Below are 14,060 nucleotides of genomic sequence, written 5' to 3' on the forward strand. Positions count from 1 at the left end.
TGAGATAAATGGCATTTACGTTTCGTTTACCAGATATCGGAGAAGGTATTCATGAAGGTGAAATCGTCAAATGGTTCGTTAAACCAGGCGATCAAGTAAAAGAAGACGATATTTTAGCAGAAGTTCAAAATGATAAAGCAGTCGTTGAAATTCCGTCACCAGTTGATGGTACAGTAGAAGAAATCTATGTAGAAGAAGGAACGGTTGCGATTGTCGGGGATGCCTTAATCCGCTTTGATGCACCAGGCTATGAAGATTTAAAATTAAAAGGTGATGACCACCACGAATCTAATGAATCAAACAAAACAGAAGCACAAGTACAGTCTACTGGTGAGGCTGGCCAAGATATGAAAAAAGAAGAAACTAAAACAGATAAAAATGCAGATGCTGCTCAGCCGGAAGCTCCTGCTGAAACAGAAAAAGCTGCATCGCCATCTGAAACAGAAACTTCTGGCAAACGCATTATCGCAATGCCTTCTGTTCGAAAGTATGCTCGTGAAAAAGGTGTCGAGATTCAGCAAGTTTCAGGCACAGGCAAAAACGGCCGTGTGTTAAAAGAAGATATTGAGAGCTTCCTAAACGGTGGTCAACAGTCGGCTTCTGAAACAGAAGAAGTAATAGAGACACAACAGCCACAAGCAGAAGAGAAACAAGCAGAAACTAAACAAGCTGCTCCTGTAGCACTTGAAGGCGAGTTCCCTGAAACACGCGAAAAAATGAGCGGTATCCGCAAAGCGATCGCAAAAGCGATGGTACATTCAAAACATACGGCTCCGCATGTAACGTTAATGGATGAAGTGGACGTGACAGAACTTGTTGCACACCGTAAGCAATTCAAAGATATTGCAGCAGAACAAGGTGTTAAATTAACGTATTTACCGTACGTTGTGAAAGCTTTAATCTCGACTTTACGTAAATATCCTGATTTCAACCGTTCGCTGGATGATGCGACACAAGAAATTATTCAAAAACATTACTATAATATTGGTATTGCTGCTGATACAGAAAAAGGTTTATTAGTTCCTGTAATTAAGCATGCTGATCGTAAGTCAGTATTTGGCTTATCTCAGGAAATTAATGAATTGGCTGTAAAAGCACGTGATGGTAAGCTAGCAACGCATGAAATGAAAGGTGCGTCAATGTCGATTACAAATATCGGTTCAGCTGGTGGGCAATGGTTCACACCGGTAATTAACCATCCTGAAGTGGCAATCTTAGGAATTGGACGTATTTCAGAGAAACCAGTAATAAAAAATGGTGAAATTGTAGCAGCACATGTGTTAGCATTATCATTGAGCTTTGATCATCGAATGATCGATGGAGCGACTGCACAAAACGCTTTAAATCATTTAAAACGTTTATTAAGTGAGCCGCAACTATTATTAATGGAGGCGTAAAAAAATGGTAGTAGGAGATTTTCCAATCGAACTAGATACTCTTGTAGTAGGTTCTGGCCCTGGTGGCTATGTAGCAGCAATTCGTGCAGCACAAACAGGTCAAAAAGTAACAATCGTTGAACGTGGAGCATTAGGTGGGGTATGTTTAAACGTAGGTTGTATCCCTTCAAAAGCTTTAATTTCTGTAGGTCACCGCTTTGAAAATGCCCAACATTCAGATGATATGGGTGTTACTGCATCTGAAGTGAAATTAGACTGGTCTAAAGCACAAGCATTTAAAGACGGCGTTGTTAAAAAATTAGTAGGCGGCGTTGAAGGCTTATTAAAAGGAAACAAAGTAGATATCGTAAAAGGTGAAGCATACTTCGTGGACGCAAACACTGTACGTGTTATCGACGGCGATAATGCTCAAACTTATACATTCAAAAATGCTATTTTAGCAACAGGATCTCGTCCTATCGAAATCCCAACATTTAAATTTACTAAGCGTGTAGTAAGCTCTACTGGTGCATTATCTTTCCCTGAAGTACCAGGTAAATTAGTTGTTATCGGTGGCGGTTACATCGGTACAGAGCTTGGTTCAGCTTATGCTAACTTAGGTTCTCAAGTAACAATTATCGAAGGCGGTAAAGATATTTTAGCTGGTTTCGAAAAGCAAATGACGCAAATCGTTAAAAAAGGTCTTAAGAAAAAGGGCGTTGAAGTTGTAGTAAACGCATCTGCTAAAGGCGTAGAAGAAAACGATAATGGCGTAGTTGTAACTTATGAAGTAGGCGGCGAAGAAAAAACTGTTGAAGCGGATTACGTATTAGTAACTGTAGGTCGTCGTCCAAATACGGATGAAATGGGCTTAGAAGAAGTAGGTATTAAATTCGCAGAACGCGGATTATTGGAAGTAGACAAACAAGGTCGTACTTCAGTATCGAACATCTATGCAATCGGTGATATCGTTGCAGGTCCACAACTTGCTCACAAAGCTTCTTATGAAGGTAAAGTTGCTGCAGAAGCAATCGCTGGTGAACCATCAGTAGTTGACTACTTAGCAATTCCAGCAGTATGCTTCACAGATCCAGAAATGGCAACTGTAGGTTACTCTGAAGAGCAAGCAAAAGCGGAAGGTTTAGAAGTGAAAGCTGCTAAATTCCCATTCGCTGCAAACGGTCGTGCATTAGCATTAAACGAAACAGAAGGTTTCGTGAAACTAGTAGCGCGTAAAGAAGACGGCTTATTAGTTGGTGCTCAAATCGTTGGTGTTGGCGCTTCTGATATGATCGCTGAAATGGCAACTGCTATTGAAGGCGGTATGACTGCAGAAGATATCGCATTAACTATTCACGCACACCCAACTTTAGGTGAAATTACAATGGAAGCTGCTGAAGTTTTACTAGGCAATCCAATCCATATTGTAACTAAATAATCATATAAAAATTTACACTGCCCATTTTTAAATGGGCAGTGTTTTTTTATGGTTATGAATAACAGGGGAGCATACAACAGAAAATCGCTTAATGATGGGAGCGAAAAATCGGCCGGAAGCTATCTTGTATAAATTTAAACAAGGTAGCTTTTCATATTACTTTAAATACAAAGTAATGACCCAAATTATAGTAGGAAAATAAAATAGACAGAAATTTCTTATGGACGTACAATAAAGTAAAACTTCAATCAGTGGGGCACCCCCGCTGATTAGAAGGAACACAAGCTAAAACCGTCACGTCCTGTGACAACGCTTGTGCGACCAACATTGTGTTGGTCCGAATCAACCGGGCTTTTACGGGTAGTTGATCTCCCGCCTATCCTTTTCGTCCTGTTTACGTTTAGGAGCGGAGAGTTACTACCTGTTAATGCAGGGGAAAACTGTGTAAAGGGGGGTAGCTGGTGGAGATTATTCGTACTATTGCTCAAATTGGTATTATCATTTTGTTTTATCTCACAGGAGAATTTATCGTTTCCGTTACCGGTATTATTATACCTGGAAGTATTATCGGGTTAGTTATATTATGGCTTGCTCTTTACTTTAAAATTTTAAATGTGAAATACATACAAAACGGTGCCAGTTTTATGCTAGCATTTTTAACATTGTTTTTTATTCCTTCAACAGTAGGAGTCATCAATTATCCTGAATTGCTTACGCTATCAGGAGGGCTTTTTGTTTTAGCTGTTATTATGAGTACAATTTTTGCGCTTGTCATTACCGGAAAAATAAGTAAACTCATAGAAAGAAAGGAATGCAAAATGAAGGAGGAGAAGAATATTGCTGCATCTACTGCTAATTCTATTCATCATAAGTAGCACTGTTCTTGTTTTTATATTACTGAACATACTGTACCTGAAATTTGGCCACCCATTATTATTGCCTATTTTAACGGCGACTTGTATTACAGTCATTATTTTACTAGTTTTTAATATTCCATATGAAACCTACATGGAAGGGGGTCAATGGATATCCAAAATGCTTGGTCCTGCGGTCGTAGCATTGGCATTTCCTTTATATAACCAGCGGGAGCTTATATTTAAATACAAATACTCGATTATTACGAGCATCATTGTCGCAATGCTCGCAGGTCTCATTAGCGTTGTAGCATTACTTTTACTTTTCGGGTCAAGCAAAGACTTTATCCTTACTTCTTTACCGAAATCATTAACAACACCTGTTGCAATGCAAGTAAGTGATATTGTTGGCGGGATACCGCCGCTGACTGCTGTAATGGTAATGGTAGCAGGGTTTACTGGTGCCATTTTAGGTCCGGTGCTATTTAAATTATTTAAAATTGATACGGCGATCAGTAGAGGAGTCGCTATGGGAAGTGCTTCTCATGGTGTCGGATTGACAAAATTAAAGGAGTATAGTGAAGAAGATTTATCCATTGGATCTCTGTCTATGGGGCTTAGTGCGGTTGTAGGGGCCTTCATTATTCCGCTTATTTCGATTTATTTATTTTAAAAAAGACAGACAGCATTTAGCTGTCTGTCTGAAATATTAATAAATCGCTTTCCGCTCTTTAATAACTCGAATATTTTGCAATGTACTGTCTTCAGGTCCTTGAACAGGAAGACCTGCTTCAATATTCATCTTAATAAAATCAATATTGCTTTGCGTAATTATTTCCCCGGGAATAAATATTGGAATGCCCGGTGGGTACACCATTATAAATTCTGCGCAAATATATCCTTCTGCCTGTGCAAGGGGAATACTTTCTGTTTGCGCATAAAATGCATCACGCGGTGTCATAGCAAGAGCAGGAATTTCAGGTATTTGAACATTTGTTTCAGTAATCGATGCTTCCGATTCGAAGTTTTTCGACATGCGTGTCAAAGCATTAACAAGTAAATTAATTTCTTTTTTCGAATCTCCAATTGTAACTAAGCATAAAATATTGTATAGATCGGACAACTCTACTTCCAAGTTAGCGTTTTGACGTAACCATTCTTCTGCAACATGTCCGGTAATGCCTAAATCTTTAACACAAATCAACAGCTTTAATGGATCCATACCAAATGTAGCCGAAGTTCCGAGTTTTTCACGTCCTACACAATGTAGATGCGGAATTGCATTAATGCGTTTACGGGCATCTTTTGCCAAACGGATTGCTTCATCCAATAAATCATATCCATGGACAGCAAGCTGACGACGTGCCGTATCTAAAGACGCCAGTAATGGATAGGAAGTCGATGTCGTTGTCAGCATAGAGAATACAGCCTGTACTCTTTTAGCTGTTACAAGGCCTTCTCTGACGTTTAAGACAGAGCTGCCTGTCATGGAGCCACCAAGCTTATGTGTGCTCGTAGCGGCCATATCTGCGCCGGCCTGCATTGCAGATAACGGCAACTCATCATGGAATTTAATATGAACGCCATGAGCTTCATCCACAATTACTGGAATATTACGTGCATGTACAATTTCGACAATGCGTTTTAAATCTGCTACAAAACCGAAATATGTCGGGTTGATGACAAGTACGGCTTTCGCATCTGGATATGTCGTCAATGCGCGCTCAACGGACTCTGGTGAAATACCATGAGAAATGCCGAGCTCACTGTCAACTTCCGGATGAATAAAAATAGGAATAGCACCTGCAAAAACAATTGCTGACATAATCGATTTATGTACATTCCGAGGTACTATAATTTTATCGCCTGGGCCAACGACAGTCATAATCATCGTCATAATGGCGCCACTAGTACCTTGCACGGAAAAAAATGTATGGTCAGCACCAAAGGCTTCAGCAGCAAGGTTTTGTGCTTGCATAATCACACCTTTAGGAGCGTGTAAATCATCTAGTGGAGCAATATTAATTAAATCAATTGATAAAACGTTGTCGCCTACAAATTCTCTGTAAGCTGGATCCATACCTTGTCCTTTTTTATGGCCTGGGATATGGAACTGGATAGGGTGTCTGTTGCGATGCTTAAGTAATGCATCAAACAAAGGAGTCTCTAACTGTGACAACGCAGGTACCACCTCACTATATAGTATTTTTTAAAAACAAATGAATTATAGCACCTATTAAAGTTGCTGACTATATAAATATTTTAATCAACTGAATTGACAGTTATTATTTTAGGAGGAATAGCAATGAAATGGCAAACAAAAGTAACCGATTTATTACAAATTCAATACCCGATTATACAGGGGGGATTAGCATACCTGGCCTACTCTGAGCTTGCTGCAGCGGTTTCAAATGCAGGCGCCTTAGGACAGATTACCGCAATGAGCTTGCCGTCACCGGAAGCGTTAAAAGAAGAAATAAAAAAAGTGAGAGAAATGACAGATCGACCGTTTGGAGTAAACTTTGCGATAGGAATGCATGGAAAAGGATACGAAAAGATGATCGAAGTTGCTGGTGAAATGGATGTACCTGTAGTAACAATTACTGGGGGAAATCCTACACCGATATTCGACATATTAAAAGATGCATCATGTAAAAAGCTTGTTCTCGTTGCAGCGAAACGACAAGCGCAGAAAGCAGAACAGCTGGGAGCGGATGCAGTAATGGTAGTTGGACAAGAAGGCGGCGGCCATTTAGGGCGAGATGATGTCGGAACAATGGTGCTCGTACCGCAAGTAGTCGATAGTGTATCGATTCCGGTTATCGCTTCAGGGGGAATTGGAGACGGACGAGGATGGATGGCAGCACATGCATTAGGGGCGGAAGGAATTGAAATGGGGACACGCTTTATTGCGACCAAAGAATGTGTACACGCTTCTTTAGCGTATAAACAGGTACTGATTGACAGTGAAGAAACAGATACGACGATTATTAAACGCTCGATCGGTGCACCTGCCCGAGTGATACGCAATGTATTTACAGATGAGATTTTAGAAGTGGAGCAAAAAACGCCTACATATGAAGCGCTGAAATCATATATTAGCGGTGAAGCGAACAAAAATTTCATTTATGGTGGCGATGCGACAAAAGGGTTTGGCTGGGCAGGTCAAGTAACGGGATTAATTCAAGATGTACCGTCAGCCGAAGAATTAATTCAGCGTATGGTTGTACAAGCGGAAAAAATCCGTTTAAAATGGGGTCAGTAATAATTAAAGGCAGGTAATAACTATGGAATATTCATACCCATTATCGACGGACTGGACAACAGATGAAATGGTCGATGTCGTACGCTTTTTTGAAGTGGTTGAAATGGCCTACGAAAAAGGGGCAAAGCGTGAACTAGTCATGTCACGCTACAAACGTTTTAAAGAGATTGTACCTTCCCAGTCGGAAGAAAAAACAATCTGCCGTGAATTCGAACAGGCAAGCTCTTATGTACCATACCGCGTCGTAAAGCTTGCAAAAGAATTAGCGGACGGGCAAATTGTAAGAATGTAATTAAAATGCTGTGACGGAAGTAGATATTCATCGGATAAGGTATAGCACTTATAAAAGAAACGGATTTTCTGCACAGCAAAAAGCAGCATTTTCCTCCACGAGGAAAATGCTGCTTTTAGTTTTAATTATAAGAATTTTTTAAATTATTTTTAAATTGTTGGAATGTTTAGCAGTCTTTTGTACATATTAATAATAAATGGTTGCAATTAACCTTTGATGATTTCATAAACAGGGAGAAGCTCATCAAAAGTTTGTTCAGCCAATTGTAAAAATTGTTCTGCAGACATTTTAATTGCCTCATCTGCAGGTATACGACGCCCAACAAGAAATTCTCCTTTTTTTACATCACGCAGGCGTATAAGGAGCTGTTCAAGCTTTTCGGTGCGCGCTTCTTTTAAAGAGATCGTATCTGGTTGCATATGATCGCCGGAAAGTACGTAATCATCGGATAAATCTTTAATTACTTGCATATTTTTCAATAAGCGCTGTGCCATTTCCTCTTTCTGCGGCGCTTCATAAATTACTGCAACAACGATGAAAAGGTGCGTACCCCATAACCCAATCTGGAAATGCGGCAAAGCTTTATAACCCCGCTTATAAGGAGCGAATGCAACCCAGGAATCTTTTGGCGGGTTTACTGTACGGCGGGCATGTTTCGCAACATGGCCGAAAAACTCTTCTCCTGTTTGTGCACTGAAATACCCTGTAAACGTTTCTGATAACTCATTAAACTTCGGTCGGATAATTGTTGTTAAAGCTTCCATACGCTCATCTAGACCGTCAATATCAAATACTTGGAAGTCTTCTTTAGTCCATTTAACAATACTCATTTTTATAATTCCTTTCGTTTTAATGTTTATTTTATTAATTTTTTGGGAAAAAATCTTGTAATAGAAACTTTATACCAATGGAAAATATCAAAGGCGAGGCTATAAGTCTTAAGGAATTAGTCATATTATCCAGTTTGGTTAAAGTCTGAAAAATTATGATAAGGAAGTGATTTATTATGAAACAGATGATTAAGATTATACGCAAAGTTGATATTGAAAAGCAATACGAAGAAATTTTAATGTTGGAAATGGATTATGAACTAGCAACACTCTATGCGGCGATGAATGACAAAAATCAGTCTGAAATTGATAAATCTAAAAAACGATTAACAGAAATTCAAGAGGAATTAAAAGGTCTACATGCATATGCGTAACAAAAAAACCTTTCCAAAATAAAAAATCACTTGCCGACGTAAGAAAGCAAGTGATTTTTTGTTATAATAAGGTTACTTTAAAAACGCTCAACATGTTTACATATATATAAACTAGCGATTGTTGTCGGAAGGTGGATGAACGATGGATATAAGAAAACTGGATGAATTTGCAAAAGAAATAATCTTTGAAGCAGGAAAAAATATTCGAGCAGCATTTTCCTATAATATTAAAATCGAAACAAAGTCGAATCCCAATGATTTAGTAACGAATATAGACCGGGAAACGGAATTATTTTTTATTGAAAAAATAAAGGCATTTAATCCGGACCATCGTATTTTAGGTGAAGAAGGAATGGGCGAAAAGGTTGAAAATTTGGAAGGTGTTGTGTGGATTATTGATCCAATTGACGGCACGATGAATTTTGTAAAGCAGCATCGTCATTTTATGATTACAATCGGTATTTATGTTGATGGTGTCGGAGTATTAGGTTACATATTTGATGTAATGCGGGAAGATTTATTTAATGCAATTGCAGGTGAAGGGGCATGGTATAATAATTCTCCGCTGCGCAAGCTGCAACCGGTGAAAATCGAAGAGGCGGTAATCGGCATCAATGCAAACTGGGTTACACCGAATAACCGCATTAATCATGAAAAAATTATCGAACTTGTTCGCACGGTGCGCGGTACACGTTCTTACGGTTCGGCTGCAATGGAAATTGCGTTTGTTGTGAGCGGAAAGCTGGATGCCTATATGTCCATGCGCCTTGCACCTTGGGATATTGGCGGGGGAGTCATCATTGCAAAAGAAGTAGGGGCAATTTCCACAAACTTAAAAGGCAAAGATTTCGATTATTTATCGAAAGATACATTCCTAATCGCAAACCCTTCTATTCATCAGTTAATTTTGGATAAATATATTGAAGTAAAAAAATAAAAAACTTCGGTGCATCGTTGCACCGAAGTTTTTATTGCTATAGTATACCTTGATCTCTGAATTTACGTTTTGTCTTAAATGCCATACCGAAAATTCCGCACATTACGATAACACCTAAAATAACACCGATCCAGCCGGTTGTTTCATATTTTGGACCTGTCATGAAAACAAGGGAAAATGCAAATCCAATACTAATCATTGAAAGAATCGCAGCTAATGCGTAAATAAACATCACAAATTTTGCTTTATTCATCGTTCATACCTCCATATACTTTTTATATGTGACAATAAATGTAATTAATTATTGTGAAAAGACATTTAATCTTTCATGTGCTATAATATCACAGTTAAACAATTGAAAAAAGAATATGGAGTGGAATAATGACAAATTTACGTCAAGATATTCGTAATATCGCAATTATTGCTCACGTTGACCATGGTAAAACAACGTTAGTAGACCAATTATTAAAACAATCAGGGACTTTCCGTTCAAACGAACGTGTTGAAGAACGTGCAATGGACTCTGGTGATATAGAACGTGAACGTGGAATTACGATTTTAGCTAAAAATACTGCAGTAAATTACAATGGAACTCGTATCAACATCCTTGATACGCCTGGACACGCAGACTTCGGTGGAGAAGTAGAACGTATCTTAAAAATGGTAGATGGCGTTTGTTTAGTTGTCGATGCGTATGAGGGTTGTATGCCGCAAACACGCTTTGTATTAAAGAAAGCGTTAGAGCAACGTTTAACACCAATCGTTGTAGTTAACAAAGTAGATAAAGATTCAGCTCGTCCACTAGAAGTAGTAGATGAAGTATTAGAATTATTAATCGAACTAGGTGCAGATGATGATCAACTAGACTTCCCGGTTGTTTATGCTTCTGGTGTAAACGGAACTGCATCTTTAGATCCAGACCCAGCAAACCAAGAAGAAGACATGAAATGCCTATTCGAGAAAATTATTGAAGCAATCCCAGCTCCAGTAGATAACTCGGACGAGCCTTTACAATTCCAAGTAGCATTACTTGATTATAATGACTTCGTTGGCCGTATTGGTATCGGTCGCGTATTCCGCGGTAAAATCTCTGTAGGTCAACAAGTTTCTCTTATGAAACTAGATGGCACAGTGAAGAACTTCCGTGTAACAAAAATCTTTGGTTTCTTCGGTTTAAAACGTGAAGAAATTGAAACAGCAGTTGCTGGTGATTTAATCGCAGTATCAGGAATGGAAGATATTAACGTTGGTGAGACAGTATGTCCAATCGAGCATCAAGAAGCATTAACACCATTACGCATCGATGAGCCAACATTACAAATGACATTCTTAGTAAACAACTCGCCATTCGCAGGTCGTGAAGGGAAATGGGTAACTTCTCGTAAAATCGAAGAGCGTTTACGTGCACAATTACAAACAGATGTATCTCTACGCGTAGAAGATACAGAATCTCCGGATGCTTGGACAGTTTCAGGTCGTGGTGAGCTTCACTTATCGATCTTAATCGAAAACATGCGTCGTGAAGGCTATGAACTACAAGTTTCTAAACCACAAGTAATCATCCGTGATATCGACGGCGTAAAATCTGAGCCGATCGAGCGCGTTCAAATCGACGTTCCTGAAGATTCAGTAGGGTCTATCATTGAATCAATCGGTACTCGTAAAGGTGAAATGCTTGATATGGTAAACAACGGTTCTGGACAAGTACGTTTAATCTTTAACGTACCAGCACGTGGTTTAATCGGTTATACAACTGAATTCATGTCGATCACAAAAGGTTTCGGTATTATTAACCATACATTTGATCACTATGCACCAGTAGTACCAGGTAAAGTAGGCGGACGTCACCAAGGCGTATTAGTTTCTATGGAAAATGGTAAATCAACAACTTACGGTATGATGGGTATTGAAGACCGTGGTACATTATTCATTGAGCCGGGTACAGAAGTATACGAAGGAATGGTAGTGGGTGAAAACAACCGTGACGGCGATATTACTGTAAACATTACAAAACAAAAACAAAAAACAAACATCCGTTCAGCGAATAAAGACCAAACGAATGTTATCAAAAAGCCTCGTATTTTAACGCTTGAAGAAGCATTGGAATATTTAGGTGATGATGAGTACCTGGAAGTAACTCCAGAATCAATTCGTTTACGTAAACAGATCCTTGATAAAGGTGAACGTGAACGTGTTGCTAAAAAGAAAAAGAACGCTGAGTTAGAAGCTTAATTGGCGTCATTAAGGAAAGGTTGAATGATGTTGAATATTATGGCTGTGTTTGGTAGCTATTTAAATTTAGTATTACTGGCAACTGTATCTACAAATGAAAGTGATTACGTGTTTAATCGTATGTCTGGAATTACAAGATATTTATACGAAAATTTACCGAGCTACGAAATAGCTGGCTATGCAACATTCGTTCTTGTATTCCTTATGTCGGCAATTGTATACAAACTTGGTTTTGCAAAAAAACTTTCGTTCGGCAGAAATGTCATCATCTATACTTTCCTGTTTTTAGGATGTATGGTGTTAACATTTTTAGCTCTCTTTTTACCGATGATTGAAGGTTTAATTGTAGCTGCGTTAATTCTGATCATTTATAAATCACGTTTATGGCGTGAAAAACGTGAAGAAGCGAAACAACTAAGTTAATAGAGAGGGGGGTGTGTTAATTTGGACACATTCCCTTCTTTTTTTAAGGCGGTTTGATTGAAAACGCTTTATTCGGAGCGTTATAATTCATAACTGGGGATAATAACTAAAATGGAGTAGTGGAAAATGAATCTTACTAAAAAGCAAATCTTTATCATTGTTGGATTAGCGCTAATTATTATATCTTGCGTTATTTTTATACCTGCAGTATTATCGGCGAAAAATGAAGATAATGCAGCAGCGGAACTAAGTGAAGTTTATAATGATCAATTTGTCGTTACAAAATCTACGGCACCTGCAATCGGTGATGATTTTGAAGTGACGGTCCAATCGGAAACATCAAAAACAGTGTATGATTTTGAAGTAAAAGACGGTAAATATTTTGGCGAATATTATGGTGAAAATGTAAACATGCAAGTGAATGAACTGATTCAACCGATCGTTGGAGAAGAAATATTAGTTATGTCGAATGTATTTCAGAAAGGCTTGGAAGAAGAGACAGCACTTGAAAATGTGAAAGCGGATAAAGCTACTGTGCACTTATTAGTGGACGCTGAAGTTTCAGAAGCAACAGCACAGCAAATTGCAGATGCTGTAAAAGCACAATTCGGCGAAATTCCAGTGACTGTTGAAGCATATGTTGTGGATGAAGAACGTGTTTTTGAAGGGGTAAAAACAGAAGTATTGAATTTCTTCCAGTTAAGCAAAATTAACGGAAAAAGCTTCGTCGACTTTAAATTCCACGAACAGTCTTTTGAATTTTAATAATTTCGTTTAATAAGGAAAAAACCATTTTTCTCTTTTTGAGAAAAATGGTTTTTTGGTTTTCCGGATCATATTTTAAAACTCTTCATCAAATTTCGATGATGTTCGGAAAAAGTGGAATTTTCCGGTTGCTATTCGTTTATGTGTGTTTTCGGAAATACGTTCCGAACATGTTGTGCACATAAACGTATGGATGGGACGATTACGTAATTTTTTCGCTAAAGGTAAATCGTTTGGTAGTTCATGTAGTGTATCGCAAATGACACATTTTACACGCATGACGAAATCCTCCTATTGAATACGAATCGCACGCACATTTTTTATTGGATTTTCTACATTTGAACCATCAGCAAATAAAACGTGTACTGGTCCATCTTCTAAAAGTGGCTTTCCATCTTGGCTGAATTTGAAGATGAAACTTTCAGCCTGCTCCAATGGAAATGCAAATTCCTCGTCTGTTGTACATTCAAAAACAACTTCATTTGCACCATCAGCAAGTTCGGCATTTTTCAAAAATGGTTTGATTTCCATTCCGAATGTGCCTGTCATCATGCCTTTACGGTCAAATTTTCGTTCAGTTTTCAATGTAGGCGGAAATACTGCACCTTCCATAATTTCACGCGACCAGTGTGCACCCATGTCACGTAAATATTTTTCGTTATTTTCTTCAACTTTTTCTGAAACAAAATATGTATTCAGATCCAGTTTACGATCATCAAAAATCCATACAGTAGGATCTAATGTTAGTTCAAATTTAACCGCGCCTTTAATTGGAATGATTGTTTCGGTCATTTGTAAGTCCCCCTTCACTAAGTTCCTTCATAATTATAACGCGATTCCTCATAGAAAGAAATATAATTGAATTGAATGCAAAACATACAAAGACACTTGCATTTTTGAATGTAAAAAGATACACTTTACTAAGATAGAATCGAAGAAATATCATAGATGGGGGCGTCCTCATGGATACGAAAGCACAAGCTTCCTTTCAGGAAAAAGCATTAGAGCTGTTAACTGCGGATGCAGATAAAATTGCTCGATTAATTCGCGTACAAATGGATAATCTGACAATGCCATCTTGTCCGTTATATGAAGAAGTTTTAGATACACAAATGTTTGGTTTATCACGTGAAATTGAATTTGCCGCGAAACTCGGGCTGATCGAACGTGAACAAGGTAAGCAAATTCTCGATTCGTTAGAGAAAGAGCTTTCTTTATTACATGATGCGTATACAGACAAATAAAAGAAAACTCAAACGCTACATTGCGGTTTG

Annotated in this window: 17 protein-coding genes; 12 read left to right on the top strand and 5 right to left on the bottom strand. The window is 38.3% G+C overall.

What is annotated here, in order from left to right; translation table 11 throughout:
- Nucleotides 1–8: 8 nt before the first annotated feature.
- From AC0VXV_RS04595 to AC0VXV_RS04610, 4 genes are all read left to right on the top strand, one after another.
- The gene (locus tag AC0VXV_RS04595; RefSeq protein ID WP_475530539.1) at nucleotides 9–1,397 is read left to right on the top strand and encodes a dihydrolipoamide acetyltransferase family protein; all 1,389 of its coding nucleotides are present in this window, start codon (nucleotides 9–11) and stop codon (nucleotides 1,395–1,397) included.
- Nucleotides 1,398–1,401: 4 nt separating this feature from the next.
- Nucleotides 1,402–2,814 (top strand): dihydrolipoyl dehydrogenase, encoded by a 1,413-nt coding sequence (lpdA, locus tag AC0VXV_RS04600; protein ID WP_475530540.1) that lies wholly within the window; start codon nucleotides 1,402–1,404, stop codon nucleotides 2,812–2,814.
- A gap of 461 nt (nucleotides 2,815–3,275) precedes the next feature.
- Nucleotides 3,276–3,689 (top strand): CidA/LrgA family protein, encoded by a 414-nt coding sequence (locus tag AC0VXV_RS04605; protein WP_475530541.1) that lies wholly within the window; start codon nucleotides 3,276–3,278, stop codon nucleotides 3,687–3,689.
- Complete coding sequence (locus AC0VXV_RS04610; RefSeq protein WP_475530542.1) at nucleotides 3,652–4,341, top strand: LrgB family protein; 690 nt, start codon at nucleotides 3,652–3,654, stop codon at nucleotides 4,339–4,341. Before AC0VXV_RS04605 ends, AC0VXV_RS04610 begins: the two co-directional genes overlap by 38 nt.
- Before the next feature lie 36 nt (nucleotides 4,342–4,377).
- Here the strand turns inward: AC0VXV_RS04610 and AC0VXV_RS04615 are convergent, their stop codons facing one another.
- A complete protein-coding gene (locus tag AC0VXV_RS04615; RefSeq protein WP_475530543.1) occupies nucleotides 4,378–5,847 on the bottom strand; it encodes an aminotransferase class I/II-fold pyridoxal phosphate-dependent enzyme in 1,470 nt (489 codons plus the stop codon).
- Nucleotides 5,848–5,973: 126 nt separating this feature from the next.
- Between AC0VXV_RS04615 and AC0VXV_RS04620 the strand changes: the two genes are divergently transcribed.
- Together AC0VXV_RS04620 and AC0VXV_RS04625 are read left to right on the top strand one after the other, a co-directional pair.
- Nucleotides 5,974–6,933, top strand: a complete 960-nt coding sequence (locus AC0VXV_RS04620; protein ID WP_475530544.1) for an NAD(P)H-dependent flavin oxidoreductase — start codon at nucleotides 5,974–5,976, stop codon at nucleotides 6,931–6,933.
- Nucleotides 6,934–6,955: 22 nt separating this feature from the next.
- Nucleotides 6,956–7,225, top strand: a complete 270-nt coding sequence (locus AC0VXV_RS04625) for a UPF0223 family protein (protein WP_475530545.1) — start codon at nucleotides 6,956–6,958, stop codon at nucleotides 7,223–7,225.
- Between the two features lie 206 nt (nucleotides 7,226–7,431).
- Here AC0VXV_RS04625 and AC0VXV_RS04630 read toward each other — a convergent pair whose 3' ends face one another.
- The gene (locus AC0VXV_RS04630) at nucleotides 7,432–8,055 is read right to left on the bottom strand and encodes a YktB family protein (RefSeq protein WP_079524935.1); all 624 of its coding nucleotides are present in this window, start codon (nucleotides 8,053–8,055) and stop codon (nucleotides 7,432–7,434) included.
- A 176-nt stretch (nucleotides 8,056–8,231) separates the two neighbouring features.
- Between AC0VXV_RS04630 and AC0VXV_RS04635 the strand changes: the two genes are divergently transcribed.
- Both AC0VXV_RS04635 and AC0VXV_RS04640 read left to right on the top strand, forming a co-directional pair.
- The gene (locus AC0VXV_RS04635; protein WP_008403454.1) at nucleotides 8,232–8,429 is read left to right on the top strand and encodes a hypothetical protein; all 198 of its coding nucleotides are present in this window, start codon (nucleotides 8,232–8,234) and stop codon (nucleotides 8,427–8,429) included.
- Nucleotides 8,430–8,571: 142 nt separating this feature from the next.
- Nucleotides 8,572–9,366 (top strand): inositol monophosphatase family protein, encoded by a 795-nt coding sequence (locus AC0VXV_RS04640; RefSeq protein WP_475530546.1) that lies wholly within the window; start codon nucleotides 8,572–8,574, stop codon nucleotides 9,364–9,366.
- Between the two features lie 37 nt (nucleotides 9,367–9,403).
- On the opposite strand, the gene AC0VXV_RS04645 is transcribed toward AC0VXV_RS04640, so the two are convergent.
- Nucleotides 9,404–9,619, bottom strand: a complete 216-nt coding sequence (locus AC0VXV_RS04645) for a DUF5325 family protein (protein WP_475530547.1) — start codon at nucleotides 9,617–9,619, stop codon at nucleotides 9,404–9,406.
- Between the two features lie 128 nt (nucleotides 9,620–9,747).
- Here AC0VXV_RS04645 and typA point away from each other — a divergent pair, with 128 nt between their 5' ends.
- From typA to AC0VXV_RS04660, 3 genes are all read left to right on the top strand, one after another.
- A complete protein-coding gene (gene typA, locus AC0VXV_RS04650) occupies nucleotides 9,748–11,598 on the top strand; it encodes a translational GTPase TypA (protein ID WP_475530548.1) in 1,851 nt (616 codons plus the stop codon).
- A gap of 24 nt (nucleotides 11,599–11,622) precedes the next feature.
- Nucleotides 11,623–12,021: a YlaH-like family protein gene (locus tag AC0VXV_RS04655; protein ID WP_475530549.1), complete on the top strand. Its 399-nt coding sequence runs from the start codon at nucleotides 11,623–11,625 to the stop codon at nucleotides 12,019–12,021.
- Between the two features lie 126 nt (nucleotides 12,022–12,147).
- Nucleotides 12,148–12,786: a fucose permease gene (locus AC0VXV_RS04660; RefSeq protein WP_475530550.1), complete on the top strand. Its 639-nt coding sequence runs from the start codon at nucleotides 12,148–12,150 to the stop codon at nucleotides 12,784–12,786.
- Nucleotides 12,787–12,861: 75 nt separating this feature from the next.
- Here the strand turns inward: AC0VXV_RS04660 and AC0VXV_RS04665 are convergent, their stop codons facing one another.
- A complete protein-coding gene (locus AC0VXV_RS04665; protein ID WP_475530551.1) occupies nucleotides 12,862–13,065 on the bottom strand; it encodes a YlaI family protein in 204 nt (67 codons plus the stop codon).
- A 12-nt stretch (nucleotides 13,066–13,077) separates the two neighbouring features.
- On the bottom strand, nucleotides 13,078–13,578 hold the full coding sequence (locus tag AC0VXV_RS04670) for a hypothetical protein (protein WP_079524947.1): 501 nt from the start codon (nucleotides 13,576–13,578) through the stop codon (nucleotides 13,078–13,080).
- 170 nt (nucleotides 13,579–13,748) lie between these two features.
- Here AC0VXV_RS04670 and AC0VXV_RS04675 point away from each other — a divergent pair, with 170 nt between their 5' ends.
- Complete coding sequence (locus AC0VXV_RS04675) at nucleotides 13,749–14,030, top strand: Fpa/YlaN family protein (protein ID WP_008403446.1); 282 nt, start codon at nucleotides 13,749–13,751, stop codon at nucleotides 14,028–14,030.
- The last annotated feature ends 30 nt before the right edge of the window (nucleotides 14,031–14,060 follow it).

This window comes from Solibacillus sp. iso_87 (genome assembly GCF_056173085.1).

Bases quoted from the DNA above. Each gene is read 5' to 3' on its own strand.
- AC0VXV_RS04595 (WP_475530539.1), top strand. From the start codon at position 9: ATGGCATTTACGTTTCGTTTACCAGATATCGGAGAAGGTATTCATGAA.
- lpdA (WP_475530540.1), top strand. From the start codon at position 1,402: ATGGTAGTAGGAGATTTTCCAATCGAACTAGATACTCTTGTAGTAGGT.
- AC0VXV_RS04620 (WP_475530544.1), top strand. From the start codon at position 5,974: ATGAAATGGCAAACAAAAGTAACCGATTTATTACAAATTCAATACCCG.
- AC0VXV_RS04625 (WP_475530545.1), top strand. From the start codon at position 6,956: ATGGAATATTCATACCCATTATCGACGGACTGGACAACAGATGAAATG.
- AC0VXV_RS04630 (WP_079524935.1), bottom strand. From the start codon at position 8,055: ATGAGTATTGTTAAATGGACTAAAGAAGACTTCCAAGTATTTGATATT.
- AC0VXV_RS04635 (WP_008403454.1), top strand. From the start codon at position 8,232: ATGAAACAGATGATTAAGATTATACGCAAAGTTGATATTGAAAAGCAA.
- AC0VXV_RS04640 (WP_475530546.1), top strand. From the start codon at position 8,572: ATGGATATAAGAAAACTGGATGAATTTGCAAAAGAAATAATCTTTGAA.
- AC0VXV_RS04645 (WP_475530547.1), bottom strand. From the start codon at position 9,619: ATGAATAAAGCAAAATTTGTGATGTTTATTTACGCATTAGCTGCGATT.
- typA (WP_475530548.1), top strand. From the start codon at position 9,748: ATGACAAATTTACGTCAAGATATTCGTAATATCGCAATTATTGCTCAC.
- AC0VXV_RS04655 (WP_475530549.1), top strand. From the start codon at position 11,623: ATGATGTTGAATATTATGGCTGTGTTTGGTAGCTATTTAAATTTAGTA.
- AC0VXV_RS04660 (WP_475530550.1), top strand. From the start codon at position 12,148: ATGAATCTTACTAAAAAGCAAATCTTTATCATTGTTGGATTAGCGCTA.
- AC0VXV_RS04665 (WP_475530551.1), bottom strand. From the start codon at position 13,065: ATGCGTGTAAAATGTGTCATTTGCGATACACTACATGAACTACCAAAC.
- AC0VXV_RS04670 (WP_079524947.1), bottom strand. From the start codon at position 13,578: ATGACCGAAACAATCATTCCAATTAAAGGCGCGGTTAAATTTGAACTA.
- AC0VXV_RS04675 (WP_008403446.1), top strand. From the start codon at position 13,749: ATGGATACGAAAGCACAAGCTTCCTTTCAGGAAAAAGCATTAGAGCTG.